This window comes from Lysobacter sp. GCM10012299 (genome assembly GCF_042649405.1).
GTDB lineage: Bacteria > Pseudomonadota > Gammaproteobacteria > Xanthomonadales > Xanthomonadaceae > Lysobacter_J.
This window is the reverse complement of the sequence record NZ_JBHRZC010000001.1, coordinates 554,250-578,152: the sequence shown is the minus strand read 5'-3', so window position 1 is coordinate 578,152 and position 23,903 is coordinate 554,250. Positions and strand designations below refer to the sequence as shown.

23 protein-coding genes are annotated in these 23,903 nt (G+C 67.5%); 10 read left to right on the top strand and 13 right to left on the bottom strand.

Annotation, left to right across the window (positions count from 1 at the left end):
- Positions 1-31: 31 nt before the first annotated feature.
- Positions 32-2,050 (top strand): prolyl oligopeptidase family serine peptidase, encoded by a 2,019-nt coding sequence (locus ACFOPO_RS02910; protein ID WP_386700665.1) that lies wholly within the window; start codon positions 32-34, stop codon positions 2,048-2,050.
- A gap of 24 nt (positions 2,051-2,074) precedes the next feature.
- Here ACFOPO_RS02910 and ACFOPO_RS02905 read toward each other — a convergent pair whose 3' ends face one another.
- The 8 genes from ACFOPO_RS02905 to ACFOPO_RS02870 form a co-directional block, all read right to left on the bottom strand.
- Positions 2,075-3,325: a winged helix-turn-helix domain-containing protein gene (locus tag ACFOPO_RS02905; protein ID WP_386700663.1), complete on the bottom strand. Its 1,251-nt coding sequence runs from the start codon at positions 3,323-3,325 to the stop codon at positions 2,075-2,077.
- 10 nt (positions 3,326-3,335) lie between these two features.
- The gene (hutG, locus tag ACFOPO_RS02900; protein WP_386700661.1) at positions 3,336-4,124 is read right to left on the bottom strand and encodes an N-formylglutamate deformylase; all 789 of its coding nucleotides are present in this window, start codon (positions 4,122-4,124) and stop codon (positions 3,336-3,338) included.
- A 24-nt stretch (positions 4,125-4,148) separates the two neighbouring features.
- Positions 4,149-5,513, bottom strand: a complete 1,365-nt coding sequence (gorA, locus tag ACFOPO_RS02895; RefSeq protein ID WP_386700659.1) for a glutathione-disulfide reductase — start codon at positions 5,511-5,513, stop codon at positions 4,149-4,151.
- Positions 5,510-6,766, bottom strand: a complete 1,257-nt coding sequence (locus ACFOPO_RS02890) for an NAD(P)/FAD-dependent oxidoreductase (protein ID WP_386700657.1) — start codon at positions 6,764-6,766, stop codon at positions 5,510-5,512. The genes gorA and ACFOPO_RS02890 overlap by 4 nt, the downstream gene beginning before the upstream one ends.
- A gap of 84 nt (positions 6,767-6,850) precedes the next feature.
- Positions 6,851-8,092, bottom strand: coding sequence for a DUF418 domain-containing protein (locus ACFOPO_RS02885; protein WP_386700655.1), 1,242 nt, complete (start codon positions 8,090-8,092; stop codon positions 6,851-6,853).
- Entirely contained in the window at positions 8,089-9,807 is a 1,719-nt protein-coding gene (locus tag ACFOPO_RS02880) for an amidohydrolase family protein (RefSeq protein ID WP_386700653.1), read from the bottom strand. The genes ACFOPO_RS02885 and ACFOPO_RS02880 overlap by 4 nt, the downstream gene beginning before the upstream one ends.
- Before the next feature lie 12 nt (positions 9,808-9,819).
- Positions 9,820-11,712 (bottom strand): serine hydrolase domain-containing protein, encoded by a 1,893-nt coding sequence (locus ACFOPO_RS02875; protein ID WP_386700651.1) that lies wholly within the window; start codon positions 11,710-11,712, stop codon positions 9,820-9,822.
- 221 nt (positions 11,713-11,933) lie between these two features.
- Positions 11,934-12,413, bottom strand: coding sequence for a peptidylprolyl isomerase (locus tag ACFOPO_RS02870; RefSeq protein WP_386700649.1), 480 nt, complete (start codon positions 12,411-12,413; stop codon positions 11,934-11,936).
- 137 nt (positions 12,414-12,550) lie between these two features.
- Here ACFOPO_RS02870 and ACFOPO_RS02865 point away from each other — a divergent pair, with 137 nt between their 5' ends.
- Together ACFOPO_RS02865 and ACFOPO_RS02860 are read left to right on the top strand one after the other, a co-directional pair.
- On the top strand, positions 12,551-13,060 hold the full coding sequence (locus ACFOPO_RS02865; protein WP_386701259.1) for a C40 family peptidase: 510 nt from the start codon (positions 12,551-12,553) through the stop codon (positions 13,058-13,060).
- Positions 13,061-13,281: 221 nt separating this feature from the next.
- Positions 13,282-13,899: a C40 family peptidase gene (locus tag ACFOPO_RS02860; protein ID WP_386700647.1), complete on the top strand. Its 618-nt coding sequence runs from the start codon at positions 13,282-13,284 to the stop codon at positions 13,897-13,899.
- Between the two features lie 112 nt (positions 13,900-14,011).
- On the opposite strand, the gene ACFOPO_RS02855 is transcribed toward ACFOPO_RS02860, so the two are convergent.
- Together ACFOPO_RS02855 and ACFOPO_RS02850 are read right to left on the bottom strand one after the other, a co-directional pair.
- Positions 14,012-14,512, bottom strand: a complete 501-nt coding sequence (locus ACFOPO_RS02855; RefSeq protein WP_386700645.1) for an acyl-CoA thioesterase — start codon at positions 14,510-14,512, stop codon at positions 14,012-14,014.
- On the bottom strand, positions 14,509-15,117 hold the full coding sequence (locus ACFOPO_RS02850) for an NADPH-dependent FMN reductase (protein WP_386700643.1): 609 nt from the start codon (positions 15,115-15,117) through the stop codon (positions 14,509-14,511). The genes ACFOPO_RS02855 and ACFOPO_RS02850 overlap by 4 nt, the downstream gene beginning before the upstream one ends.
- Positions 15,118-15,241: 124 nt before the next feature.
- Here ACFOPO_RS02850 and ACFOPO_RS02845 point away from each other — a divergent pair, with 124 nt between their 5' ends.
- The 4 genes from ACFOPO_RS02845 (at position 15,242) to ACFOPO_RS02830 (ending at position 17,699) form a co-directional block, all read left to right on the top strand.
- Positions 15,242-15,664, top strand: a complete 423-nt coding sequence (locus ACFOPO_RS02845) for a hypothetical protein (protein WP_386700640.1) — start codon at positions 15,242-15,244, stop codon at positions 15,662-15,664.
- A 99-nt stretch (positions 15,665-15,763) separates the two neighbouring features.
- Entirely contained in the window at positions 15,764-16,651 is an 888-nt protein-coding gene (gene bla, locus ACFOPO_RS02840) for a subclass B3 metallo-beta-lactamase (RefSeq protein ID WP_386701257.1), read from the top strand.
- Positions 16,651-17,139 carry an NUDIX domain-containing protein gene (locus tag ACFOPO_RS02835; RefSeq protein ID WP_386700637.1) on the top strand — a complete coding sequence of 163 codons (489 nt, stop codon included), beginning with the start codon at positions 16,651-16,653 and terminating at the stop codon, positions 17,137-17,139. The genes bla and ACFOPO_RS02835 overlap by 1 nt, the downstream gene beginning before the upstream one ends.
- Positions 17,140-17,144: 5 nt before the next feature.
- Positions 17,145-17,699 carry a hypothetical protein gene (locus ACFOPO_RS02830; RefSeq protein ID WP_386700635.1) on the top strand — a complete coding sequence of 185 codons (555 nt, stop codon included), beginning with the start codon at positions 17,145-17,147 and terminating at the stop codon, positions 17,697-17,699.
- Between the two features lie 93 nt (positions 17,700-17,792).
- Here the strand turns inward: ACFOPO_RS02830 and ACFOPO_RS02825 are convergent, their stop codons facing one another.
- Together ACFOPO_RS02825 and ACFOPO_RS02820 are read right to left on the bottom strand one after the other, a co-directional pair.
- Entirely contained in the window at positions 17,793-18,098 is a 306-nt protein-coding gene (locus tag ACFOPO_RS02825) for a hypothetical protein (protein ID WP_386700633.1), read from the bottom strand.
- 23 nt (positions 18,099-18,121) lie between these two features.
- Entirely contained in the window at positions 18,122-19,408 is a 1,287-nt protein-coding gene (locus tag ACFOPO_RS02820; RefSeq protein WP_386700631.1) for a dicarboxylate/amino acid:cation symporter, read from the bottom strand.
- A 145-nt stretch (positions 19,409-19,553) separates the two neighbouring features.
- On the opposite strand from ACFOPO_RS02820, the gene ACFOPO_RS02815 reads away from it, so the two are divergent.
- Positions 19,554-21,248 (top strand): alkaline phosphatase, encoded by a 1,695-nt coding sequence (locus ACFOPO_RS02815; RefSeq protein ID WP_386700629.1) that lies wholly within the window; start codon positions 19,554-19,556, stop codon positions 21,246-21,248.
- A 58-nt stretch (positions 21,249-21,306) separates the two neighbouring features.
- On the opposite strand, the gene ACFOPO_RS02810 is transcribed toward ACFOPO_RS02815, so the two are convergent.
- Complete coding sequence (locus ACFOPO_RS02810; RefSeq protein WP_386700627.1) at positions 21,307-21,726, bottom strand: CopD family protein; 420 nt, start codon at positions 21,724-21,726, stop codon at positions 21,307-21,309.
- A gap of 169 nt (positions 21,727-21,895) precedes the next feature.
- On the opposite strand from ACFOPO_RS02810, the gene ACFOPO_RS02805 reads away from it, so the two are divergent.
- Positions 21,896-22,504 (top strand): class I SAM-dependent DNA methyltransferase, encoded by a 609-nt coding sequence (locus ACFOPO_RS02805; protein ID WP_386700625.1) that lies wholly within the window; start codon positions 21,896-21,898, stop codon positions 22,502-22,504.
- A gap of 85 nt (positions 22,505-22,589) precedes the next feature.
- Positions 22,590-23,852, top strand: a complete 1,263-nt coding sequence (locus ACFOPO_RS02800; RefSeq protein WP_386700623.1) for a polyhydroxyalkanoate depolymerase — start codon at positions 22,590-22,592, stop codon at positions 23,850-23,852.
- Positions 23,853-23,903: the final 51 nt, after the last annotated feature.

Genomic DNA, 23,903 nt, shown 5'->3' with positions numbered 1-23,903 from the left:
AGGCCTTGGGGAGGGCCAACCGATGCACGCAATGAGTCGCCGGCTGATTGCCGGTTTGGTATCCATGCTGCCCGTCGTGGCAGCGGCGCAGGCGCTTCCGGTCGAGGATTTCGCCCGTCTGGACGAAGTGTATGAAGTCGCGCTTGCGCCGGATGGTCGCCATGTGGCGATGTCGGTGCCAGCCGCGAATGGCGACGAGACCCAGTTGCTGATTGTCGCGCTCGACGGTAGCGGCAAGACCCAGGCCCTGAGCTTCGGCAAACGCCAGCACGTGACGGACGTGGTCTGGACCAGCCCTGACCGCATCGTGGTCTCGCGCGCAAGAATGGAGCCCATGAAGGCGCAGCCGGTCAGCCAGGGCGAGCTGGTTTCCGCCGACATCACCGGAAAGAAGCAGCAGATCCTCTTTGCATACATCGAGGACGACGGCGTCGTCGGGGGGCGTCGCAAGGACGAGGGTTTCGCGTGGATCGTGAAACTACTCGATTCCGAGCCAGGAATGGCCGTGGTCAATTACACCGCATGGTGGTCGCCGCACGACGAGGCCATGCCAACGACGCTGTATCGCGTCAACACCGCCACGGGCGAACGCCGTCAGGTCGAGTTCTCGCCGCAGGCGGCGGACTTCGATTTTGACGGCAAGGGTCGCGCACGGCTACGCGTGATTGGCGACCCGGAGATCTACAAGCCGTATCTCGCCTATCGCCCGAAACCGGACGACAAGGAGTGGACGCCGGTGCCGCCGACCCTGGCCGGTTTCTCCATGCACCTTTTGCACGTGGATGCCGACGACGACACTGCCTACGCACTGATCTCGGACAAACGCGAACCAGCCCAGCTCTACCGCGTGAGCTTGTCCGCTGGCACGCGCACCAAGCTGGCAGGACGCGACGATATCGACATCAGCGCAGAGCTTCCGGGTGGCAGCAACGGCGGACCGTTTGCCGCGGTGATGCGCGCGGGTCATGACGGCGCACCCTTTGCGGTCGTCTACAACACGCCCTCGCCGAGCGTGCAGTACCTGGACACGACATCGGAGTGGGCGCGGCTGCATGCCGGACTGATGAAGGCGTTCCCAGGCCAGCTGGTGTGGATGACGCAATTCAGCCAGGACAACAGCAAGGTGCTGTTCCAGACCGGCAGCGACCGCACGCCGGGTGGCTATTACGTGTTCGATCGCAAGACCAGCCAGATCCAGCTGATCAACGAGATGCAGCCATGGATCCAGGCCGGGCGCATGGCGCAGACGCGACCGATCACCTTTGCCTCGCGTGATGGTCTCACCCTGCATGGCCTGTACACCGCGCCGCCCGGCAGCCAGGGCCCACAGCCGCTGGTCGTGATGCCACACGGCGGTCCGCACGGCATCTTCGACGCGTGGGAGTACAACCGCGACGTCCAGTTCCTGGCCAGTCGCGGCTACGCCGTGCTGCAGGTCAACTTCCGCGGATCAGGCAATCGCGGCATCGACTTCGTTCGTTCCGGCTACCGCCAATGGGGCGGCAAGATGATGGACGACATTGCCGACGGCGTGCGCTGGGCCATCGACCAGAAACTCGTCGACTCGAGCCGCATCTGCACATATGGCGGCAGCTTCGGCGGCTACGCCTCGTTGATGAATCCGATCCGCTACCCTGACCTCTACCGCTGCGCAATCGGCACCGCCGGCATATACGACCTTCCGCTGATGAAGAAGGTCGGCAACATCCAGGCGTTCGAAGTCGGCAAGGACTACCTGGAGCTGGCCCTGGGCAGTGACCCGGCCGAACTGATCGCCAACTCGCCGGCGCGCAACGCCGATAAGATCAAGGTGCCGGTGATGCTGATTCATGGCTCCGTTGACCGGCAGGTGCCGATGGATCAATTCGATGCGATGGTCGCCGGCTTCCGCAACGCCGGGGTCAAGGTCGACACCATGGTGGTCAAGGGCGAAGGCCACGGCTTCTACAAGCCGGAAAACCGCACCGAGGTGTACAAGCGCATCGAGGCCTTCCTCAACCAGAACATCGGTCCGGGTGCAGGCGCCGCTTCGGCCGGCACCGCCAAATAGCCGGAAGCTCGCCGCGGTGCGCGCTCAGCGCATCGCGGCGAGTTGCGTCTTCAGCAGCCGCGCGAATGCGGCCGGTCGACAACGTCCCAGTGTCATCCGCGGCGTCTGGTGCCAGCGCGCGCAGTCGTCGATCGCGCGGGCCACGGACTGCGCCAGCGCTTCGTCGGCGACGCCCCCTTCTTCCAGATACAGCGCCTTGACCTCGAACACGCCCTCGCGCCGGTGCGCCTTGGCGTCGAGCCTGCCGACCAGGCGGCCGCCGACCAGGATCGGCAGCACGAAGTAGCCGTAGCGGCGCTTGGGCTCCGGCGTATAGCACTCCAGTGTGTAGTCGAAGCCGAAGAACTCGCTGGCGCGCTCGCGATCCCATACCACCGGATCGAATGGCGACAGCAGCGTGGCGTGCGTCGCGCGCAGGCGACCGGCGCACGCCAGCGCCAGCTGCGGCGCAAGATCGCGATGCACGTAACCCGGCGCCTGCCAGCCCCTGACCTCGACCCGCAGCAAGGCGCCCTCTTCCACCAGCGCATCGAGGTCGCTGTCGCGCAGGCGTGGACGCAGGCGGTAGTAGTCGGCAATCCAGCGCGCCTGGGTGACACCGAGCGCGCGCACCGACTTGAGCAACAACTCACGCCGGGCCAGATCGGTCGCGACCGTGGCGCTGTCCCAGTCCGGCTGCACCTGGCCGATCACGCGTTCGGCAAGGTCGTAGACGCGATGGAAGTTCTCGCGCCGGCTGACCATCAGCTCGCCCAGTGCGAACGCGGTTTCCAGCCACAGTTTCTCGTCCTTCCATTGCCACCAGCCGCCGCCCGTGCCGCTGCCGGCTTCGCGCTCGAAATCGGCCGCCTTCACTGCGCCGCGCTCACGCACGTGCGCGAGCAGTCGTGCGATGTCCGCACCGTGCTCGGCCTGGCGGCGGCGGGCATTGCGGATGGCCCAGTGGTGGTCCCGATGCTCTATCGCACTGCGCAGCAGCGTGTAATCGCTGCACGGCGCGAAACAGGCCTCGTGGGCCCAGGTCTCGAAGATCTCGCGCTGCGCCAGCAACTCGTCCAGCCACTGCGCCGGGTAGGGGCCGACGCGGGAGAAAAGCACCAGGTACGGGCTGCGTGCGACGACGTGGATGGTGTCGATCTGCAGCAGTTGCATGCGCTTGATGGCCGCGAGCAGGTCGGCCTTGCCCGCGCGCCGGCGCGGACGAGCGGCCAGGCCCTGCGCGGCGAGGTGCAGCGCCCGTGCCTGTGCCGCTGTCAGCACGGCTGCGTCGGTCACGCGTCCGCCTTCATCGCTTCAGAGTGGCCTGCAACAGCGCCATCAGCAGCTTGCGCAGGTGCCCGGCCTTGCCGGCGTCGTAGGCGAAGCTGTCCTCGTCCATGTAGTTGCGCTGGCTGATCTCCATCTGCACGGCATCGATGCCACGCGCCGGCTCACCGTAGTGGCGGGTGATGTAACCGCCCTTGAAGCGGCCGTTGACGACGAAGTCGTACTCGTCCTGCGACGCCAGCACCGCTTCGAGCCGGTGCTGCAGCGCCGGCGCGCAACTGGCACCGGCGGACGTGCCCAGGTTGAGGTCGGGCAGCCGGCCCTCGAACAGGAACGGCAGGCCGCTGCCGCGGATCGAATGCCCTTCCCACAGCACCACGCTGCCGTGCTGGCCATGGATGCGGTCGAGCTCGGCGCGCAGTGCTTCGTGGTACGGGCGCCAGTAAGTGTCCACGCGCAGGGCGACTTCGTCGGGCGATGGCGCCTGTCCTTCCAGGTACACCGGCTCGCCGGTGAACTGCACCGCCGGGCACAGGCCGGTGGTGTTCTGGCCGGGGTACAGCGAGGTGTCGTCCGGCGGACGATTGAGGTCGACGACGTAGCGCGAATGGCGCGGAACGATGATCGATGCCCCGAGTTCACGCGCGAAGTCGTAGAGGATCGACACGTGCCAGTCGGTGTCGGGTGCAATCCGCGCGCGTTCTGTCATGCGCGCGGCCAGGTCTTGCGGGATGTGGCTGCCGTCGTGCGGAAGGCTGACCAGCAGCGGCGCGGTGCCGCGATGCAGGGTGTAGATGTCGTCGTTCATTTCAATGTCCGGTAACCGCGCTTGTCAGCGCATCAGCACCACTTCCTCGGCGCTGGTGGGATGGATCGCCACGGTATCGCGCAGATCCTGCAGGGTGATGCCACGCTTGAGGGCGACCGCGAACCCTTGCAGGATCTCGTCGGCCGCTTCGCCCATCAGGTGGATGCCGACCACGCGGCGGTCGTCGCCGACGCAGACGAGCTTGAACAGGCTGCGCTGCGGCACATCGGCCAGCGCGTGAAGCATCGGCCGGAACGCGGCGCGATAGACGTGCACGTCCGTCTCACCGTGCTCGGCACTGGCCTCGGCCTCGGTCAAGCCGACCTGGCCGAACGGTGGATGCGAAAACACCACCGTCGGGATGTCGCGCTGGTCCAGCACGGCGTGGCTGCCACCGTAGACGCGGTCCATCAGGCGCCGCGCAGCGGCGATCGCGACCGGCGTTAGCTGTGCATTGGCGGTGATGTCGCCGACGGCGTACACGCCGTCGACCGTCGTTTCATGGCGCTCGTTGACGACGATGTGGCCGTCCGCATCGGTGGCAACGCCCACCGCCTCCAGGCCCATGCGTTCGCTATTGGGTTGGCGCCCGGTAGCGAACAGCAATGCATCGAACCGTTCGCTGGCGCTGCCATCGGCATCGCGCAGGCGCACGCCGCCAGCGTCCGCCTCGACGGCGACGAGGGTCTGGCCGAAGTGCAGGCGTACGCCGGACTGGCGGTAGTCTTCGGTCAGCTGCTCGACCACCTCATGATCGAAGCCCCTGAGCAGGTGCGGGCCGCGCACGAACATCTCGACGCGGCTGCCCAGCGCCTGCAGTACGCCGGCCAGTTCCACCGCGATGTAACCGCCACCGACGATGGCCACGCGCCCGGGCGCGGCGCGCCACTGGAAGAAATCGTCGGAAACGGCACCCAGGTGGGCGCCGGGAATGTCCGGTCGCTCCGGTCGCCCGCCGGTGGCGATGAGCAGGTGGCGCGCCCGCAGCCGCGCGCCGTTCTCGCACTCGACGGTGTTTGCATCGACCAGGTGCGCGCGCATCGGCGCGAGCACGATGCCGGCCGCATCCAGGCGGCGCCGGTAGCTGGCGTGGATGCCTTCGATGTAGCGCTCACGGTGGACGATGAAATCTGGCCAGTTCAACGGTGCCGGCTGCACCGGAAATCCCAGCGTCGGGGCCATGGCCAGCTTGCTGGCAACCTCCGCGGCCAGCCACATCGCCTTCTTCGGCACGCAGCCGACATTGACGCAGGTGCCGCCGAGCAGGTGCGGTTCGAGCAGTGCCACGCGTGCGCCATGTTCGGCGGCGCGGAAGGCCCCTGCCAGGCCACCGGATCCGCCCCCGATCACGATGAGGTCGAATTCGCTGGTGGCGGGCTTGGCATTCATTCGAATCGCTCGATGCGGAAGGGCGCAGGATCGATCGCCGGTTGATGCCCCGCGATCAGGTCGGCGACCAGCTGGCCGGTCGCCGAACTCATGCTGACGCCCATCATGCCGTGACCGGTCGCCAACCAGATGTGATCACGCCCCGGCACCTGGCCGATGATCGGCACGTCGTCGCAGCTCATCGGGCGCCAGCCGAACCACTGCTCCTGCTTCTGCGCGCCGACCGGCTCGTGCAGGTACTCGCCGGCGCCGCGCTCCAGCGCCGCCAGCCGGCGCGGGTTGAGGCTGTCGTCGAAGCCGCTGAATTCCATGGTGCTGCCGAGGCGGTAGCCGCTGCCCCAGGCCGTCACGCAGACCTGGCGCTCGCGCAGCACCAGCGGGCGCCTGGGCACCAGCGGCGGCGATGAATAGGTGATCGAGTAGCCCTTGCCCGGTTGCATGGTGCGCTTCAGCGCCGGTGCGCCGATGGCATCGGCCAGCTTCGGTGACCACGCGCCGAGCGCCATGACCACGTCCGTCGCCGTCAGTCGCCCCTGCGAGGTCGTCACGCGCACGCCGCCCTGTTCGTGTTCGACGCCGATGAACGCACAGTCCTCGACGATGGTGCCGCCACGCTCGCGCACCACCCGCGCCAGCTCGGCGACATAGCGGTCCGGCCGCAGCACGGCATCGCCATTGAAGCGGATCGCGCCGGCCAGGCCGGGCTTGAGCGCCGGCTCCATCGCCTCGTAGGCGCGGCCTTCGACCACATCGACCGAAACGCCCAGTTCGCGCAGCAGGCCGACCTCTTCGAGCGTGTGCTCGAAATAGTCCTGGGTGCGGAAGATATAGTCCTCGCCGGACGGGGCGAACTCGCACGCCAGCGAATACTGCTGGACCCATTGCGCCAGTCGCGCGCGCGAGTCGTTGAGGATCGCCGACTTGGCGACCGCGCTGGCGCGCCAGTCGCGCTCGTTGCAGCGCAGGGCGAAGCGCAGCAGCCACGACCACAGGCGCGGGTCGAAGCGCGGCCGCACGTACAGCGGTGCGTCCGGGGTCAGCATCCAGCGCAGCGCCTTCAGCACCACGCCGGGTGCGGCCAGCGGCGGCGCATGGCTGGGCGTGATCGTGCCGCAGTTGCCGTGCGAACTGCCGCCGCCGATGCGGCCGGCATCGATGACGCGCACGCTGCGGCCGGTTTCGAGCAGGGCCAGGGCGCAGGCCAGGCCAATCACGCCGGCGCCGACGATCAGGACATCTTCGCGTTGTTCCATGGGGGCAAGTTTAGACGCTTGGGTAGGCTCGGCCATCAGACGAAGGTCTTCTCGATTGTTGCGTTTTGATCCCTGGCGCAGTGATCAGCGTGCGCGCATCGCTGGAAAGTGCCGATACGTCCATGCCCGCCAGAGCCATTCGGCCGGACCATGGCGGAAGTACGCCAGCCAGACCCGGCTGAGCAGCACTTGCAGTGCGAATCCGACCACCACGCCGGCCACCTGCCAGCGCCGCGGCACGCTGCCCCACAGCCCCAGCCCATGACCGTAGAACAGCCAGGTACCCACCAGCGACTGCAGCAGGTAATTGCTGAGCGCCATCCGCCCGGCGGGTGCGAGCAGGCCGAGCACGCGCGCGCCGGCGGCCGTCTGCAGCGCGCCGACGACCAGCGCCAGGTAGCCCAAGCTCATCAGCGGGCTGGCGGCCAGCATCAGCGCCATCGCCAGCATCGCGTGCGCGCTGTCGTCCTTCCAGTCCAGGTGCACGGTCACCGACGCGCTGAGCAGCGCCAGCACCACTCCGGCCGGCAGGGCGAAGCGGCGCAGGTGGCGGTAGAGCGCCGCGTGCGCGGTCGGGTCGGAGATTGCGCCGCAGCGAAGCAGCCAGGCACCGATCAGGAAGATGCCGAGGGCGAAGCACTCGAACACCAGCATCTCCGGGACGTGGGTCAACAGGTACTGCGCGCGGACGGCGGTCGCCTGCCACCACGAGCCAGTGGAGTAGGCCGCGATCTCCGCGGCCCGCGCGGCCTGCTCGGCAGCCTCATGCGCGGCGTCGGCATGGTCGCCTGCGGTAGAGCCGGCAGCGTGCATGGCCAGCATGACCACCGACATCAGCAACAGGCCCAGGACCGGTGCGCCGTACAGCAGCGCGCCGAGGCGCCCCTGCTTCTGCGGCGATGCGTCGCGGAACAGCAGCAACAACAACGCGCCGATGGCGTAGGTGACGAGGATGTCGCCGGCCCAGATCGCCAGTGCGTGCACCAGTCCGATCGCCAGCAGGCCGAGGCTGCGGCGCACGTACAGTTTGGGAAATCCGCCGCCGGCCGCCTGCGCGCGCGTGGCCATCAGCGCGAAGCCCATGCCGAACAGCAGCGAGAACAGGATCCAGAACTTGCCCTGCACGAATACATAGATCAGCCGCGACAGGGCGTAGTCGAGCCCGGCCTGGGACGGATCGACGCCGCTGCCGACATCGGCCAGCGGGCGGCCGAAGTACTCGACGTTCATCAGCGCGATGCCGAACAGCGCGAATCCGCGCAGGACATCGAGCGTGTGAAGGCGCTGGCGCGCGTCGACCGGCGCCAGCACAAGCGCCTCGGTCATGGTTTCGCCTGTGTCGTGCCCTGCCAGCCCGGCCCGCGCACCACGCGTCCGGGCTTGGCACCGGTGTGCTCGCCGCCGCGCAGCACCTGCACGCCGTTGACGAATACGTCGCTGACGCCGGTCGCGTACTGCATCGGCTTGGCAAACGTGGCGTTGTCCCGAATCGCGGCCGGGTCGAACACCGCGATGTCGGCGTAGCAGCCAACCGCGAGGCAACCGCGGTCCTTGAGCTTCCAGTTGCGCGCGGGCAGCCCGGTCAGGCGGAACACGGCCTGTTCCAGCGGCATCAGCTTCTGGTCGCGTACGTAATGGCCGAGGAAGCGGGCGAAGTTGCCATAGGCGCGCGGGTGCGTGCTCGACTTGAGGAACACGCCTTCCGGCGCCGACGACTCGGCGTCCGAGCCCAGGCTCACCCACGGCTGGCGCAGGCCCAGTTCGACGTTGTCCTCGCTCATCAGGAAGTACGCGGTGTCGACCCGGTAGTCGTCCTCGACGATCAGGTCGACCACGGTGTCCTCGGCACTGGTACCGCGTTGCTTGGCGGCTTCCGCCAGGGTCAGCCCGGTGAGGGGCTTGAGCTTGTCGCTCTTGAATCCGATGAACAGCACGCGCTCGGGCGAGCCGGCCTGCAGGCGCAGGTTTTCCCACTTGCCGTCGATCCGCTTCATCTCGGCGATGATGCGGGCACGCGTGGCAGGATCTTTCAGGCGGCGGATCATCGCGTCGTGGCCACCGTCCTGCACCCACGGCGGCAGGCTCGCATCCAGGCCCGTCGCGCCGGCGGTGTAGGCGTACATGTTGGCGGCGATGTCGACGCCCTGCCCGCGCGCGCCCTCGATGCGCGAGATGGCTTCGGCCATCTTCGGCCAGTTGCCCTGCCCGGCCGCCTTGAGGTGGTAGACCTCGACGTGCTGGCCGGTGACGCGGCCGATCGCGATCGTCTCGTCGAGCGCCTCGAGCATGCCGTTGGCTTCGCTGCGCATGTGCGCGACGTAACCACCGCCGGATTCTGCCGCAGCCTGCGACAGCGCGATCAGCTCGTCGGTGCGCGCATAGAAGCCCGGCGGATAGATCAGCGAACCACCGACACCGAGCGCTCCTTCGCGCATGGCCTGACGCACCTGGTCCTGCATCCGCTTCAGCTGCTCCGCGTCGGGCTGGACATCGGCCTCGCCCAGTTCGTGGATGCGCACGGTGGCGGCGCCGACGAACGAGGCGACGTTCGGCGTGATGCCACGGTGCTCGAGGTACTCCAGGTACTGGCCGAGCGTGGTCCACTCGATGGGATAGCGGATGTCGCTCTGCTGCTTGACCGCATCGGTCTTCATGGCCGGCGTCAGCGGCCCCATCGACCAGCCTTCGCCGAAGATTTCCAGGGTCACGCCCTGGCGCGTGTCGGCCTGGCCGCGGCCATCGGCGATCAGCGATTCGGTGGCCCAGCTGAGCACGTTGATGAAACCCGGCGTGACCGCCTGGCCATGCGCGTCGACTTCCTGCGTCGCCTGCGCAGCCGTGCCGGGCGCAAGCAGCGCGACCACGCGATCACCACGGACGGCCACATCGACGCGCTTTGGCGGCGCACCAGTGCCGTCAAACACCTGTCCATTGCGGATCAGCAGGTCATAGCGCGGAACATCCGGCGGCGCGGAGCCGCTGCAGGCGACCAGCGCCAGGGCAAGCGCAGTCGAAGCGGCAATCAAAGTCGGGCGCAGCATCGGGTGCTCTCCTCAGAGTTTCCAGCCAACCATGTTCCAGGACCACATCAGCACCGCAGCGAAGGCGAAGATCGCGACCGCGCTGGTGTGGCGCAGCTTGCGCCAGAAGCCCCAGGTGCGCGCACGCCACGCAGGCCACAGCTGGACGATGCACACCAGCGTCAGCAGCATCACCGGCAGCGCCCACCACAGCGCGAGGCGCAACGGCACGCTCGGGTAGCTGAACATCAGGCCATTGCCGCCCTGGACGATGCCGTAGGTTGCGATTGCCAGCAGCACCGCCAGCACCAGCCACGCCGCAGCGGCGACGTACAACCATTGCGCGCTGCGCATGGCCGCCATCGATTCGCCGTTGCGCCGCTTCCAGCGCCGCATCCACGCACCGGTGATGATCGCCAGCGCGGTCAGCGCGGCCAGCACGATCATCGCGATCAGCAGTTGCGAGTCGTCCAGCGTTCCGGCGCGGTCGTAGACGTCGTGGCCGCCGGGGCTGACGAAGCCGGTGATGGCACCGTCCTGGCCGACGAGGAAAGCCAGCCGTCCCGGTCCCTGCAGGGCGCGGAACACGTTGGGCTTCTCCTCGACCCAGCGCGAACTTTCGCCGCCGCTGGTCAGGGTCAGGTAGCCGTCGTCGGTGACGGCGACCGTGGCGGTGCTGGCCAGCAACAGCTTCTCGAAGCCGAGGAACGGACGACGCTCGCCCAAGTACTTGCCGGCGTAGGCCAGCCCGCGCGTGGCGAAGTCCTTGGGCGGCGCCGGCAGCGCAGCGTCACGGGCGCGCGGGAAATAGCGCTGCAGCAGCAGCTGCGGCAGCTCCGCGGCGAGCCGCACGCCGTTGTCGGTGTTGGTCGAGACGAATATGCCGAAGCCCAGTTCCGGCACGGCGACCAGGTTGGAATGGAAATACATCGTCGCGCCGCCGTGCTCCAGGCTCTGCACCTGGCCATAGCGCTTGCGGAAGAAGCCGTAGGCGAAGCCGGTGGCATCGGGCGCGTTGCGGAACAGCGGCTCGCCTTCCAGTCGCGCGAAGGCCGCGGCCGGGACGATGCGTCGGCCGTCGAGTTCACCTCGATTGACCAGCATCGTCAGGTAGCGCGCCATGTCGGCGGCATTGCTCGACACGCTGCCTGCGGGCGCGATCTGCGCGATGTATTCGAACGGCTCGCTGGTGTAGCCGCCGCCGTCGCGCTTGAAGCCCTGCGACCACAGGCCCTGGAAACGCGCGTCGACGTTGCGCGCGTCGCCCTGGCCGAGCGGTTCGCGGAAGGTGGTGAGCTGCATGCCCATCGGCCCGAACAGGTCGCGTTCGGCCAGCGTTTCGAAAGGAACGTCGTTGACCTTGGCCAACACCGCACCGAGCAGGGCAAGCGAATAGTTTGAGTAGACCGCGTGCGTTCCCGGCGCCCGCACCCGCGCCGGGCGGTGGTTGAGCAGGTAGTCGTGCAAGGACAACGAGGTTTCGGGTGCGCTGGCGAACAGGTGGCCGAGGGCGATGTCCTCGTAGCCGGCGCTGTGGGTGAGCAGGTGGCGGACCAGCACCGGCGGGTAGCCATCGTCGGGCAGGCGCAGGTCGGTCGGCAGGTAGTCGTTGACCGGCGCGTCGAGCGGGAGCTTGCCGGCGTCGATCAGCTTGAGCGCTTCGAGGTAGGTGAAGGTCTTGGACACCGAGCCGACGCGGAACAGCGTGCGCGCGGGATCGACATCGCGATGCGGCGACTGTGCGGCCATGCCATAGCCGCGCAGCAGCAACGGCCCGTGCTGGTCGACCACGGCCACGGTGACGCCGGCAATGCCGAGGCGGCGCATGTAGCCGTCGACGACACCATCGACGTAGGCCGACAGGTCGGCGGCATCGACCGCGCGCGGCGGTGGGAGGGCGATCGCATCGGCGGGTACGGAGGGCACGGATGGATCGGAGGGAGCCGCAGGCAAGGCGGCTTGGGGCTGGGCTGCGTGTGCGATCGGGATGCCGCCCATCAACAATGCCAGCGCGACTGCCCGCGCCCAGTGCAAGCCAGTTGCCGCCATTGACGCACCCCTCCCCAGGAGAAGCGCCGATTAAAGCATGGAAACGAAAACGGCCCGCTTGCGCGGGCCGTCGAATGTCGCGGAAGGGCAACCAGCAATCAGTGCTGGTGACCACCTTCGCCGTGGACATGGCCGTGCTCGACTTCTTCCGCCGACGCCTCGCGCACTTCCACGATCTCGATCGCGAAGTGCAGGTCCTTGCCGGCCATCGGATGGTTGAGGTCGACGTCGACCACGCTCATGCCGACCTTCTGGATGGTCACGGCGCGCGGACCGAAGTTGGTCGGCAGCACGGCCTGCATGCCCGGCTCAAGGCGTGCACCCTGGAAATGCTTCTTCGGCACGCGCTGGGTCAGGCCCTCGCGACGCTCGCCGTAAGCATCGGCGGCAGCGACGTCGACTTCGAACTTGTCGCCGGCCACGTGGCCTTCCATCGCCTTTTCCAGGCCCGGAATGATGTTGCCGTGGCCGATCAGGATCGCCAGCGGCTCGCGGCCTTCCGAACTTTCAAGCGTCTCCTGGCCCTGCTCGGAAACGGAGTAATGGAAAAGGACGACGCGATCTTTCTCGATGTTCATTGCAGGGGGCTCGAAATGGAATGCCACCGGTACGGCAGCTGGGGGCGGCGACGGCTTGACCGTCGGCAACATGAACGGCCAAGCTAACGGCCGTGACGAAAGCGCCGCATTATCCCGGCAACACCGCCCCCGCGCCACTGCGCGGGCCGCGCACCGTTTCCCTCCTGCTGCTGTGCCTGGCCCTGGCCGCCTGCGGTGGCGGCCACGAGGTGGTGCGCCAGTCGCGGCCGCCGGCACGCACCTGGCCGGCGGTCCAGCCCCAGGATCCGGCCGCCGCCAATGCGGTGCTGATGCGGGCGATCAGCCTGGTCGGCACGCCCTACCGCTACGGCGGCAATTCCCCCGAGGGCGGCTTCGACTGCAGCGGGCTGGTCAACTATGTCTACCGCGACATGCTCGACCTGCGGCTGCCGCGGACCTCGCGCGACCTGGCCAGCTTCCAGGGCCCGCGGATCGTCCCCGAGCGGCTTGCGGCGGGCGACCTGGTGTTCTTTGGCCAAGGCGGCAACGTCAGCCACGTCGGCATCTATGTCGGTGAAGGCCGCTTCGTCCATGCGCCCAGCACCGGCGGAACGGTACGCCTGGACACCCTCGACGGCAGCTACTGGCGCGACCACTACAGCGGAGCCAAGCGTGTGCTGAACTAGGTGGTTCAGTAATTTTCCTGAACGGGGACATGGACTTAGCGATGGCATGAATTGTGACCATCCACAGCCCGCTTAATGATTTTTTAACGAAAAATGAACCCAATCCACCCGTTTGGCAGGCATGATCCCCCGGTCGACGACTTTGTGATGACCGCGTGACGCTCAACCCGCCCTGCACCGGCCAAGCCGCCGTAACCCTCCGCCGCCCCTTCCGGGCCGGCATGCAATTCCTCTTCTCCGCCGTGCTGGCCATGCTGGCCGTGCCGGCGCTGGCCCAGCAGATGCCGTCGTCGTCGCTGGCTGCCGACTCGGCCGACGCGCCTGCGGCCGCCACCAGCACGATGCTGCCGGAGGCCATGGGCCTGTCCGACCGCGCCCTGCTGCTGGCCACCGACCTCAACCGCCTGTTCGCCCCGGGTGGCATCGACGCCGCCGCGTCGGTGCCGACGGCGCAACAGGGCAAGATCGCCACCGTCCTGCAGCGCGCCATGGCCCTGCTGGGCACGCCGTACCGCTGGGGCGGCACCGACCCGAACAAGGGCTTCGACTGCAGCGGCCTGGTCGGCTACGTCTTCCAGAACGCCCTGGGCATCGACCTGCCGCGCGTCTCGCGCGAAATGGCCAAGAGCGGCGAACTGGTCACCGACCGCGCCAAGCTCAGCGCCGGCGACCTGGTCTTCTTCGGCCGTCGCGGCCGCGTCGACCACGTCGGCATCTACGTCGGCGAAGGCCGCTTCGTGCACGCCCCGAGCCGCGGCAAGGACGTCATGGTCTCGAGCATGGACACCGGCTACTGGAGCGCGAAGTTCATGCAGGCCCGCCGCCTCGACGGCATCTGAGCCGCGCGACAGCTCGCTATTCAAAAGGCCGCCCCCGGGCGGCCTTTTTAGTTTGCGCGCCGGGCACCGTCCATGGATCCCCGCCTTCGCGGGAATGACGGGCTGCGGGTGCTTAGATTTCCGAAGCCACCTGGCTCAGCTCGTCCATGGTCGCCTCGATGCCCTTGCTCAGCTCCATCACCTTGAGCGCGTATTCGCCCAGGTGGCGGTCGACGTCGGTGAGCGGCGTCCACGGCGGCACCGGCGTCGGCTTGCCGTCGACACCGTCGAGCGCGACGAAGACGATCACGCAGTGCGTGCACAACCGGTCGCACTCCGGCCCGTCCATCGGATCGCGCGCCTTCACATCGACCGCGAAATGCATGCTGGTCGTGCCCGTGTGCACCAGCTTCGTGTGCACCGTGACCATGTCGGAAATACGGATCGGCGCAACGAAGCGGATGCCGCCCACCGCTACCGTCACGCTGTAAGTCCCCGCCCAACCGACCGCCGCCGCATAGCCGGCCTGGTCGATCCACTTCATCACCACGCCGCCGTGGACCTTGCCGCCGTAGTTGACGTCCGACGGCTCGGCGAGGAAACGCAGGTTCAGTTCACGCTGTCTTCCGCTCATGGCTGCGCTCCGCTGGTGGCTTCGGTGAGGGTTGCCCGCACATGGCGCACGACGGCATTGGCAACGCCGTGCACACCGTTCCTGAGTCGATCGTCATTGAGGATGCCGTAATCGGGCAGCTTGTCAGCGGCCTGGCCGACGGCGACCTGCTGCGGCACCACCAGCAGGCCGAGTTTGGCAAGCGCGTCGCGCAACACCAGCAGAGAACGCAGACCGCCGAGCGGACCGGGCGACGCCGACACGATGCCGGCGACCTTGTCCTGGAACAGCGCCACCCCGGAACCGCCGGCATCGGTCGGCCGCGAGATCCAGTCGAGCGTGTTCTTGACCAGCGCCGGCATCGAACCGTTGTACTCCGGCGTGCTGATCAGCAGCCCGTCGTGGCGCGCCATCAATGCCTGCAACTGCCGCACCGCCTCTGGCATGCCCGCCGACTCGATGTCGCCGTCGTAGACCGGCAACGGGTAGTCGCGCAGCTCGATCAGCGTCACCTCGGCCCCGGCAGCGCGCGCACCCTCGGCCAGCACATGGATCAGGCGCCGGTTGTAGGACCCCTGGCGCAGGCTTCCGGCAAAGGCGAGCAGACGTGGAACTGCAGCGGGCATTCCTGGCTCCGTGGTACGTCGGACGGGGGAGGTCGATTATGCGCGGCGGGCGTGAGCTTGCGGCATGGACGCCCGCGGGCGATCCTCGCGCCCAGTATTCGAACGGACAATCGAGGGCGACACCATGGGGCGGACGATCCTGGGCATGCTGGTGGGCGTGGTGGTCGCCGTCGCGGTGATCATGCTGGTGGAAATGCTGGGGCACTCGGCCTACCCGCCACCGCCCGGCCTGGACATCACCGACCCCGCCAACGAAGCCGCCTTTGCCGCCTTCGTCGCGCAGATGCCGCTCGGGGGCAAACTCATGGTGCTGCTGGCCTGGCTGCTCGGTACGTTTGCCGGCGCCCTGGCCGGGGCGAAGATCGCCCGCCACCAGACCGCCGCCGCGCTGCTGGTCGCGCTGGTGGTGATGTCGGGCGTGCTCGGCATGATCCTCAAGGTCCCGCACCCGGGCTGGCTGTCGGCGTGCGGCCTGTTGTTGCCGATCCCGGTGGCGTTGCTGGCGGTGCGATTGGTCTACCGGCGCACCACGCTGCCGAAGGTGTAGGCCGCATCCGGACACAACGGGTGAACACCGGCACATCTCGGCCGCGTCGAAATCGCCGAAACTGTGCATCCCCCACGTGAGCCGTCGCCGATGCCAATGCTGCGTCTTTCCGCTGTCGCCTCCCTGCTGCCAATCGCCATCGCCGCCGCCTCGTCGGCGAGCGCGGCACCGATGGCGAAGCCAGAACCGGTCCTGCCGCAATTGAAGGCCTATGAGACCCAGGACGAATGGCGGCAACCGGTCGCACCGTTCCGCATCGGCGACCACACCTGGTACATCGGCACGGCCGGCCTGAGCGCCTTGCTGGTGAAGACCGACGCAGGCGCCGTGCTGATCGACGGTGGCATGCCGCAGGCCGCCGACATGATCCTTGCCCGCATGCGCGAGCTGGGCGTCGCACCGTCCGACCTCAAGTACATCCTTCACAGCCATGCCCACGCCGACCACGCCGGCCCGCTTGCGGCGATCCAGCGCGCCACCGGCGCGCGCGTGGTCAGCAACGCCGAATCGGACGCGCTGCTGGCCCGTGGCGGCAGCGCCGACCTGCATTTCGCCGACGAGATCCAGTTTCCGCCGCTGCGCGCCGACCGCCTGGTCCTCGACGGCGAAGTACTGGAACTGGGCGGCATGCGCTTTACCGTGCACTTCACGCCCGGCCACACCCCGGGCAGCATGAGCTGGACCTGGGACGACACCAGCAAGCGCAAGCCGGTTCGCATCGCCTACGTCGACAGCCTTTCGGCACCGGGCTACCACCTGGCCGGCAATCCGCGTTATCCGCACATCGTCGACGACTACCGTCATAGCGTCGAAGTCGTGCGCGCCCTGCCCTGCGACGTGCTGATCACGCCACATCCCGACGCCAGCGGCTGGACGCCCGGCAGCACCACCGCGCCGCATCTGCAACCGATGACGTGCGCGGACTACGCAACGCGTGCCGCAACGCGGCTCGACGAACAGCTCAAGGCCGAAGAGGCGAAGCACTGATGCCGTACACGCCGATCGTCGCCACCCTGGGCTACGTCCTCTCGCCCGATGGCAGCCATGTGCTGATGGTCCATCGCAATGCGCGCCCGGACGACCACCAGCTGGGCAAGTACAACGGCCTGGGCGGCAAGCTCGAGCCGCTCGAGGATGTGGTCGCCGGCATGCGCCGCGAGATCCATGAAGAAGCCGGCATCGACTGCGAGGGGCTGAAACTGCGCGGCACGATCAGCTGGCCAGGCTTCGGCAAGCACGGCGAGGACTGGCTGGGCTTCGTGTTCGTGATCACCCGCTTCAGCGGCACGCCGCACGCGAGCAACCCGGAAGGCACGCTGGAATGGGTGCCGCTGGACAAGCTGCACGAGCTGCCGATGTGGGAAGGCGACCGCAACTTCCTGCCGCTGGTGTTCGACGACGACGCGCGCTCGTTCCATGGCGTGATGCCGTATCGCGATGGACGGATGCAGTCGTGGTCGTATTCGCGGGTCTGAGCGCCATGACGGCACGAGCATTGCCTGCGCTCATTGCATTGCTGGTCACCGGGTGTGCAACCGTCTCGCCGCCCGCGAGCGTCGAGGTTGCACCGCCCTCCGGCCAGGTCGGCATGCGCGACATCAGCGCCGTGATCGCTCCGACGACGCGCATGCAGCTGGCCGACAACGAATCGTTCCTGATGCCCTTGGACGACAGCGCCAACGCCACGCCGACCTACCCCGACGCACTGCTCGCGCAGCGCCTGCCCGCGCAGATCGTGTGCATGCGCGTCAGTGTCGACCGCGACGGCGCCGTCACCTCATCGGCACCGCTGGTAAAGATGCCCGAATGCCCCGGCCCGGAGCTCGTCGATACCGCCTTCTTCGGCGCGGCAGCCAAGGCCGTCGCCGGCTGGCGGTTCGATCCAGCGCTGCGCTGCGTGTTCCCCGATGCAAAGACGAAGGAGAACACGATTGCCAGCTGCGGCGAGTTCCAGGCGATCCCCGAGGCGGTGAGCCTGACCTACCGCTTCGTGTTCGAGCAGAAGGACGGCCGCGGCAGCGTGCGCGTCCTCTAGGCCTTCCCGGCTACGAAGGCTCAGACCTGCTCGATCTCGGCCCCGTCGTTCTCAGCGATGTGAATTTGGGTCCTGCGCTAACTCGAGACCATGTCACCGTAGCGAGTTCCAACCCCAGTCAGAGAACATTTCCTCATACGCCCCAAGATCGAACGCTTCATCGAATGCGGGCTCATCAAGCACCGCAAAGCCATAGCCCAATTGAGCGAACTCCTTCGAGCACCCGGCAATCGATTCGTACGAATCAAAGATCAGCATGCCATTTTGCGCGCCCAGCATTGGAATGTGCGCACAGGAAACAACGGTTCGACCGCTCCGCAACGTCACGTGCGGGCCTCTGCGAATCTCCAGTTCCAGTTCTTCACACGCTCTAGCGAGAAAGGCAAAAATCCTGCTCATTCTGGAGTCGGGCCCCTGATTGGTCAGAGCCGCCCGATCTCGGCCTTCTCGCCCTCGGCGATGCCGAGGTTGCTCGATGCAGCCTCATAAACCTCGCGATCCAGCAGGCCGGTTTCCTTCGCCACCAGCACCGGCACCAGCATCTGGCCGGTGACATTGGTCATCGTACGCATCATGTCGAGCACGCGGTCGATGGCGACCAGGTAGCCGATGCCTTCCAGCGGCAGGCCGGCCGCCGACAACACCAGCGTGACCATCACGATCGCGGTGCCCGGCACGCCGGCGGTGCCGAAGCTGCCCAGCACGGAGGCGATGAGGATGGTGAAGTACTGGCTCGGCTCCAGGTGCAGGCCGAAGTACTGCGCGACGAACATCGACGTCAGTGCCGGGTAGATCGCGCCGCAGCCGTCCATCTTGATGCTTGCGCCCAGCGGCACGGCGAACGCGGCGTAATCCTTGTCGACGCCGAGGTTGTGCGTGACCGAGCGGATCGCCGCCGGCATCGCCGCGAAGCTCGACGAGGCCACGAACGCGACCTGCATGCCCGGCGCCGCACCACGGAAGAACTTGAGCGGGTTCAGTCCGTGCGCCAGCAGCAGGCTGCCGTACACGAAGACGATGTGCAGCGCGCACGCCAGGTACAGCGCAAACACGAACGTGCCCAGCGGCAGCAGCTTCTCGAAACCGTAGGCACCCACCAGCGAAGCGATCAGGCCGAACGTGCCCAGCGGGGTCAGCTCGAGCACGAAGCGGGTGACCTGCACCATCGCATCGCTGGCCTCGCTGGCCAGCTTGCGCAGGTTGGCGGTGCGCTCGCCAAGCTTGACCATGGCGAAGCCGAGCAGGCCGGCGAACACGATCACCTGCAGGATCTTGCCTTCGCTCAATGCCTTGAACGGATTGGTCGGGATGACGTCGAGCAGCACCTGCGTCGGTGTCGGCACTTCACGCACGGTGTAATCCGGCGCCACCGTCAGCCCGGCGAGGCCATGGCCCGGCTGCAGCAGCCAGCCCATCGACAGGCCGACGCCGACCGCGAGCGCGGCGGTGATCGCAAACCAGACGAACGTGCGCCCACCGAGCGCCGCCACGGATTTCTGCCCGTGCAGGCTGCTGATGGCATTCATCACCGCGAAGAACACCAGTGGCACTGCGATCATCTTGATGCCGTTGACGTAGATCGTGCCGAGCGGACCGAACCAGGTTTCGGCGGAATGGCCGAACAGCCAACCGGCGAGCGCACCCAGCACGAATCCTGCCAGCACGCGCTGCCAGAACGGGATGCGGAGCCAGGCCGAAACCACCTTCATCGGAACCGTCGCTTTGCTTTACCTGTCGGATTTGCACGATATCCCAGCCTGATCTGGCCTGCGACCCCGTGAATGCAACGCCGGTGTCCCAGCACTGCAATAACGCACTGCATAATCGCGGTTTCGCCCGCTGACACCCCTCCCGATGTCCCGACTGCCTCACACCTGTCTCACCCTCGCCATCACCGTGCTCGCCAGTGCCTGCGCCAGCCAGGGCGCCCGCCCCGCGGCCGCAGCCTCCGGCCTCGCCGTGGACGTGCCGGTCATCGCGCACCCGAAGGAAGAGACGGCGGCGTGGTGGTTCCGCGACGGCGCAGCACAGGCCGCACAGCGTGGCGCCATGTCGGGCAAGGCCCGCAACGTGATCCTGTTCGTCGGCGACGGCATGAGCCTGACCACGGTCGCTGCCGCGCGCATCCTCGACGGCCAGCGCAAGGGCGGCTCGGGCGAAGAGAACCGCCTGAGCTGGGAGCGCTTCCCCGCCACCGCACTGAGCAAGACCTACAACACCGATTCGCAGACGCCTGACTCGGCCGGCACCATGAGCGCCATGGCCACCGGCGTGAAGACGAGTGCCGGTGTGCTCAGCATCGGCCAGCAGGCGGACCGCCGGAACTGTGCGCAGGCGCTGCAGGCACCGATCCTGACGCTGTGGGAACTGGCCGCGAGCCAGGGCCTGGGCACCGGCGTCGTCACCACCACCCGCATCACCCATGCCACGCCGGGCGCGACGTTCACCCATTCCGCAGACCGCAACTGGGAAAACGACACCGACCTGCCCGAGGACGCCAGGGCCGCGGGCTGCGTCGACATCGCACGGCAGCTGGTGGAAACGCCCTATGGCCACGGGCCCGACGTGCTGATGGGCGGCGGTCGCGGCGAGTTCATGACCGCGCAGCAGTCCGATCCCGAGTACGACGACAAGGTCGGCCAGCGCCTCGACGGTCGCGACCTCATCGCGCAGTGGAAGCAGCGCCATCCCGACGGCACCTATGTCTGGAACGCGCAGCAGTTCGCCGCGGCGCCGATGCAGGGCCCGCTGCTGGGCCTGTTCGAGTACGACCACATGCAGTTCTCGCACGACCGTCCGAGGGACGGCGCCGGCGAGCCGACGCTGGCGGAGATGACCCGCGCCGCGATCGCGCGCCTGAAGCAGAATTCCAATGGTTACGTGCTGCTGGTCGAAGGCGGTCGCATCGACCACGCCAACCACTACGGCAACGCCTATCGCGCGCTCACCGACACCATCGCGCTGAGCGAAGCGGTGCAGGCCGCCGCCGACGCGACGTCGGCCGACGACACGCTGATCCTGGTCACGGCCGACCACTCGCACACGCTGAGCTTCGTCGGCTACCCGGTGCGCGGCAACCCGATCCTCGACAAGGTTCGCGGCGCCAGCGGTGAGGAAGGCGAGGTCGGCGACTACGCCATCGATGCACTCGGCCTGCCCTACACCACGCTGAGCTACAGCAACGGCCCGGGCTATGCCGGGGCCAGCGCGCAGCAGGAAGAAGGCCCGAAAAAGTTCCAGCACTCGGTCAGCGCCGTGCAGATCCCCAAGCGCGGCCGTCCGGACCTGCGCAACGTCGACACGCAGGATCCCGATTACCTGCAGGAAGCGCTGGTGCCGATGAGCAGCGAATCACACGGCGGCGACGACGTCGGCATCTGGGCGCGCGGCCCGGGCAGCGAGGCGGTGCGTGGCAGCGTCGAGCAGAACACCATCTTCCACTTCATGCTGCAGGCGATGCCGAAGCTGAGCGCGGGGCTTTGCAAGGCCGGCGACTGCGACGGCAATGGCGTGCCGGTCACGCTGCCGGACCCGGCGAAGTTCCGCTGAGCGAGGTCCTTCGACTTCGCTGCGCTACGCTCAGGACGAACGGCGTGCGTGGAGATGGTCAGAACGGCTTGGCGATCACGAGGTAGACGATCGCCACCAGCAGCAGCACCGGCAACTCGTTGAACCAGCGCAACGTCGTCGACGAGGGCAGCGGCTTGCCGGCTTCCACGCCCTTGAGCCAGCGTCCGCTGACGATGAAGTACGCCAGCATCACCGCGACCAGCGCGAGCTTGGCGTGCAGCCAGCCGCCACTGATCTTGAAGTGCAGCCACAGCGTCAGGCCGAGCACGAAGGCGAGGCCGAACATGATGTGGCCGAAGCGGTACAGCCGCTTGCCCATCAGCACCAGGCGCGCACGCACGGCCGCGTCGTCGCCGGCCTCGGCGAGGTTGACCAGGATGCGCGGCAGGTAGAACACACCGCCCATCCAGGCCATGACGAATACGAGGTGGGCGGTCTTGGTCCAGAGGTAGGCCATGGGTTCTGCTCCGAAATGCGGGCAATAGGATGGCATACCCCATCACCGTCATCCCGGCGAAGGCCGGTACACCCTCGTCACCGTCATCCCGGCGAACGCCGGGATCCATGTGCCTTTGCACTGATCGATTACGATGCCCCGTCCCGAACGACGGCAATCGATCGACCCCATGAGCAAGCAGTACGACCAGAGCTACTTCGACCGCTGGTACCGCAAGGGCGCCAGCAAGGACCACGCCGTCGGCAGCGGCGCGCGCCTGGCGCGCAAGGTCGCACTGGCCGTGGCCACCGCCGAGTACCACCTGGAACGGCCGATCCGCAGCGTGCTCGACATCGGTTGCGGCGAAGGCGCCTGGCGCGCGCCGCTGCTGAAGCTGCGACCGAAACTGCAGTACCTGGGGTTCGACAGCAGCGAATACGCGATTGCCCGCTACGGCGCGCGCCGCAACCTGCACCTGGCCCGCTTCGCCGACTTCCAGCACCTGCGTCCCTGCCCGCCCGTCGACCTGCTGGTCTGCAGCGACGTGATGCATTACCTCGACACGCGCGAACTCGACCGCGGCCTGCCGGCATTGGCCGAACTGTGCGGCGGCGTCGCCTTCCTCGAAACCTTCACCCGCGAAGACGAAACCGACGGCGACAACCACGACTTCAAACAGCGGCCGGCGCGCTTCTACCGCCAGCGCTTCGAAGCGCTGGGCCTAACCGCGCTGGGTTCGCACCTGTGGCTGGCACCGGTGCTCGCCGATCGGCTGGTCGCCCTGGAACGTCCGGCCTGAGCGGCAAAACCCCGATTCAGTTTCAAGCTCCGCCGATCCTCTATGCTGCGACGCAGCAAACCGCCTGACTGACCGGATTCGACGAATGCTCTATCAGATGCACGAGCTTGGACGCGCCTGGATGGCCCCGATGACCTATTGGGCTGAAGCCAGCGCCAAGATCTTCGGCGCCCATGGCGGTTGGTTGTCGTCGCTGCCCGGTGCAGCGCAGGCGGCCGCCGGCTACGAACTGATGTACCGGATCGGCAAGGATTACGAGAAGCCCGAGTTCGGCATCCATTCGATCGACATCGACGGCGTGGCCTACCCGGTCGTCGAGCGCGAGATGCTGCGCAAGCCGTTCTGCCGGCTGCTGCGCTTCAAGCGCTACGCCGACGACGCCGGCAACCTGCGCGACCTCAAGGACGATCCGCCGGTGCTGGTCGTCGCTCCATTGTCGGGCCATCACGCCACGCTGCTGCGCGATACCGTGCGCACGCTGCTGCGCGACCACAAGGTCTACATCACCGACTGGGTCGACGCGCGCATGGTGCCGACCAGCGACGGCGAGTTCTCGCTGGACGATTACGTCGCCTACGTCGAGGAGTTCATCCGCCACATCGGCGCGAAGACGCTGCACGTGATCAGCGTCTGCCAGCCGACCGTGCCGGTGCTGGCCGCGGTCTCGCTGATGGCCGCGCGTGGCGAGGACACGCCGCGTTCGCTGGTGATGATGGGCGGCCCGATCGACACCCGCCAGAATCCGACCAAGGTCAACGACCTCGCCACGTACAAGCCGCTGGCGTGGTTCGAGAACAACCTGATCCACCCGGTGCCGGCGAACTATCCCGGCCACGGCCGTCGCGTCTACCCGGGCTTCCTCCAGCACGCCGGCTTCGTGGCGATGAACCCCGAGCGCCACTTCACCTCGCACTGGGATTACTACCAGGACCTGGTCAAGGGCGATCTGGACGACGCCGCCGCGCATCGCCGCTTCTATGACGAGTACAACGCCGTGCTCGACATGCCGGCCGAGTACTACCTGCAGACGGTGCGCATCGTGTTCCAGGAACACCTGCTGCCGCGTGGCCTGTGGGACATCCGCGGCGAACGCGTCGATCCGTCGCGCATCCACGGCACCGCCCTGCTGACCATCGAAGGCGAGCTGGACGACATCTCGGGCCAGGGCCAGACCCGCGCCGCGCACACGCTGTGCACCGGCGTCAGCGAGGCCGACCGCGAGCACCTGACCGTGAAGGGCGCCGGCCATTACGGCATCTTCAGCGGTCGCCGCTGGCGCACCGAGGTGTACCCGCAGGTGCGCGACTTCATCGCGCGCCATGCGGCCGCGGCAGAAGAGACGGCATAACCAGGCAACATCTACGTCCTTGGATTCCCGCCTTCGCGGGAATGACGGCGC